Genomic DNA, 2,941 nt, shown 5'->3' on the forward strand with positions numbered 1-2,941 from the left:
ATGCTTCACATTCCAGCCAAGGTAGCGATGACGATAAAGCTCCAGCATCTCCTCAATCGCTTCCGCAGGCACCCGACGCGTCGAAATCTTGCCCAGGCGACGGTCAAGCAACCCAGCTTCCCCAGCCTCTTCGTAACGGTCACGGTAGCGGCGAAACTGCCGCTCCGACATGCCAAGCAACTCGCCTGCCTCCATCATCGAAAGATCGCCGCCACTCCAGCGGCTCAATACGTCTCGAAACTTCTGCATTCTCCGGTCCTGTAGCCATGCCGCCCGATTCATCCCCAGCCTCCATTCGCTGGCGATAAAACCGGACAACTCATGTGCTACCTAATCCGGACAACTCATGTGCTTACGACACTTTGCGCCGTTTGCCTTGACTCGCGCCGAACCTTCGGTTAGGGACAGCGCGCAATCGGCGTGGAGGGTTCTTCCGCGCCGCTTGTTTTTTGAACCCGCAGACTGACAAAAAGACGGCCGGACCGCCTGAAGCGGTTCATCAAGGCCGACCGAACAGCGAAAGGCAAAAAATGTTCGCAGTCATCAAAACGGGCGGCAAGCAGTATCGCGTAGCCGCCAACGATCTCCTGAAGATCGAAAAAGTCGAAGGCCAGGTCGGCGATATCGTCGAGATCGGCCATGTGCTCGCGCATGGCGAGGGCGAGAATGTGACGTTCGGTGCGCCGTTCGTCGACGGCGCCTTGGTCACCGCCGAAGTCGTCGAACAGGGCAAGAACCGCACGGTCATCGCCTTCAAGAAGCGCCGCCGGCAGAATTCGCGCCGCAAGATCGGCCATCGTCAGCTTTTGACCACCGTGCGGATCGCCGAGATCCTGCTGGATGGTGCCAAGCCGACGAAGAAGGCCGCGGCCAAGACCGAGGCAAAGGCTGCTCCGAAGAAGGAAGCCAAGGCAGAGGCTGCGCCGAAGGAAACCGAGGCCAAGGCAACCGAAACCGCCGCTCCGCTGTTCAAGACGCCGAAGGGCGAGCCGGACGATCTGACCGTGATCAAGGGCATCGGCCCGGTCGCGGCCGGCCAGTTGAACGAGCAGGGCATCACGACCTTCGCCCAGATCGCCAAGCTGTCCGACAAGGATGTCGCCAAGATCGACGAGCATATGCCGTTCAGCGCCGACCAGATCATGGACTGGCGTGAACAGGCCAAGGAACTGGCGAAGAAGTAAAGCGAACCGGCGCAATCGTCGCCGGATCGGACTTGAAACGGAACGCGAACGCGTTCATAAGACCTTTTAGGCGCCCTCGCGGCGCATCGGAGTAGTTAGATGGCACACAAGAAAGCTGGCGGTTCGTCGCGCAATGGTCGCGACTCGCATTCCAAGCGGCTCGGCGTGAAGAAGTTCGGCGGCGAAGCCGTGATTCCGGGCAACATCATTATTCGTCAGCGCGGCACGACGTGGCATCCCGGCGTCAATGTCGGCATTGGCACGGATCACACGCTGTTTGCGCTCGAAGCTGGCGCAGTCACCTTCAACAAAAAAGCCAATGGCCGAACCTACGTATCGGTGAACCCGATGACGAAGGCCGCGGAGTAGCCGGTTCCGTACGAGAACACCGGCACCCATCTCGGGAACCGGTGTCTGGCCAAGCCAGGAAATGGATCAGGGGAGATGGGTTTCCATCTCCCCTTTTTCTTGTGCCTGGAGGACTGACATGGTTGCCGAAGCGGAAGACACAGACGGTGAAAGTTACGCGATAGATTGCCCGGTCGTGATGACCGAGCGGCTGGTCCTGCGGGCGCCGCGCGAAAGCGATATCGAGCAACTGGTGGTGCTCGCCGACAACCGCCACGTCGCCGAAATGCTAGCCCGCATGCCGCACCCCTATGGCGAGGCCGAGGCACGCGCCTTCCTTGCGATGACGGCATCGCGCCGGGCCGGGATTGCCTATGCCTTGACGCTGGCCGGTACCGAAACCTTCGTCGGCTGCGCCGGCCTCAACACCACCGATCGCGGGCTGGAGCTCGGCTACTGGATCGGCGAGCCCTACTGGAAGCGCGGCTATGCGACGGAGGCAGCGCACGCGCTGGTCGACCTCGCCTTCCAGAAGACGGCGATCCAGGTGCTGCATGCCTCGACGCGGGTCATCAATCCGGCCTCGCGCCGGGTCATCCACAAATGCGGCTTCCAATATGCCGGCCAGGGCATGCTGAACTCGATCGTCGCCGGCCAGGTGCCCGTCGAGCGCTATCGTCTCGACCGCAAGACCTGGACCAGCCTCAGGAACTGGGTGCATTTCTGATGGATGTTGGTCAGGCCATCTCGACCCAGACCGGCAAGTGGTCCGAGCCGACCGCTTGCCGGTCGACCCACAGGCGCTTCAGCGATTTGGCAAGCGAGGCGCTGGTGAAGACATAGTCGATGCGCTTGTGGCGGCTGGCGTCGTCCGGCCGCTTGGGGTCGACCCAGGTGACGAGATCGGCACCTGCGGTCGCAAGGCGCAGGGCGACATCGACGGCAAGGTCGGCTGTCACAGGCATGCCGAACTCATGATCCGGGCGGCCGGCGAGTTCGACATATTCCGGCGATCCGAACAGCATGTTGAAGTCGCCCATGACGATGAAGGCTTCGGGACAAGGCAGATCCGGCAGGCCGACTTCGGCGACGCCGGACAGCGCGCCGCCCTCGATCGCATAGTTCAACAGGCGCTGGCGCAGAAACCGGATCTGGCTCAAGCGTTCGATCGGGCTGCGATGGTCGAGATGGGTGGAATAGAAGCGGATGAAACCAAGCGGCGTCCCGATCAGCGCCTCCAGCGCGCCGCGCTGGAAGTTCATCACTTCGAAACTGCGGCTGCGCGGCAAGAGGAGATTGCGCGACAGATGGATAGGCGTTTTCGACAGCACCATATTGCCGAGCTGGAAGGTGGTCGTGATGGCACGGCCGTTTTCCAGACGCGAGCCGATATTGGCCTCGAAATTGCT

The 2,941-nt window shown here is 61.6% G+C and carries 4 protein-coding genes and 1 pseudogene (1 of these 5 cut by a window edge); 3 read left to right on the plus strand and 2 right to left on the minus strand.

Features of this window, described 5'->3' with window-relative positions; all coding sequences use genetic code 11:
* The coding region (locus tag E5W87_RS28250; protein ID WP_292405015.1) for a helix-turn-helix domain-containing protein at positions 1-282 on the minus strand (282 nt) is incomplete at its 3' end.
* 248 nt (positions 283-530) lie between these two features.
* On the opposite strand from E5W87_RS28250, the gene E5W87_RS28255 reads away from it, so the two are divergent.
* The 3 genes from E5W87_RS28255 to E5W87_RS28265 all read left to right on the plus strand — a co-directional run bounded on the left by E5W87_RS28255 (position 531) and on the right by E5W87_RS28265 (position 2,259).
* Positions 531-1,184, plus strand: coding sequence for a 50S ribosomal protein L21 (locus tag E5W87_RS28255; RefSeq protein ID WP_292405018.1), 654 nt, complete (start codon positions 531-533; stop codon positions 1,182-1,184).
* A gap of 99 nt (positions 1,185-1,283) precedes the next feature.
* Positions 1,284-1,553, plus strand: a complete 270-nt coding sequence (rpmA, locus tag E5W87_RS28260) for a 50S ribosomal protein L27 (protein WP_095487526.1) — start codon at positions 1,284-1,286, stop codon at positions 1,551-1,553.
* A gap of 118 nt (positions 1,554-1,671) precedes the next feature.
* On the plus strand, positions 1,672-2,259 hold the full coding sequence (locus tag E5W87_RS28265) for a GNAT family protein (RefSeq protein ID WP_095487524.1): 588 nt from the start codon (positions 1,672-1,674) through the stop codon (positions 2,257-2,259).
* 10 nt (positions 2,260-2,269) lie between these two features.
* Here E5W87_RS28265 and E5W87_RS28270 read toward each other — a convergent pair.
* Positions 2,270-2,941 (minus strand): annotated as a pseudogene (locus E5W87_RS28270) (endonuclease/exonuclease/phosphatase family protein); it runs 137 nt beyond the window's last position.

Source organism: Mesorhizobium sp., from assembly GCF_004962925.1.
GTDB lineage: Bacteria > Pseudomonadota > Alphaproteobacteria > Rhizobiales > Rhizobiaceae > Mesorhizobium.

Bases quoted from the DNA above. Each gene is read 5' to 3' on its own strand.
- E5W87_RS28255 (WP_292405018.1), top strand. From the start codon at position 531: ATGTTCGCAGTCATCAAAACGGGCGGCAAGCAGTATCGCGTAGCCGCC.
- rpmA (WP_095487526.1), top strand. From the start codon at position 1,284: ATGGCACACAAGAAAGCTGGCGGTTCGTCGCGCAATGGTCGCGACTCG.
- E5W87_RS28265 (WP_095487524.1), top strand. From the start codon at position 1,672: ATGGTTGCCGAAGCGGAAGACACAGACGGTGAAAGTTACGCGATAGAT.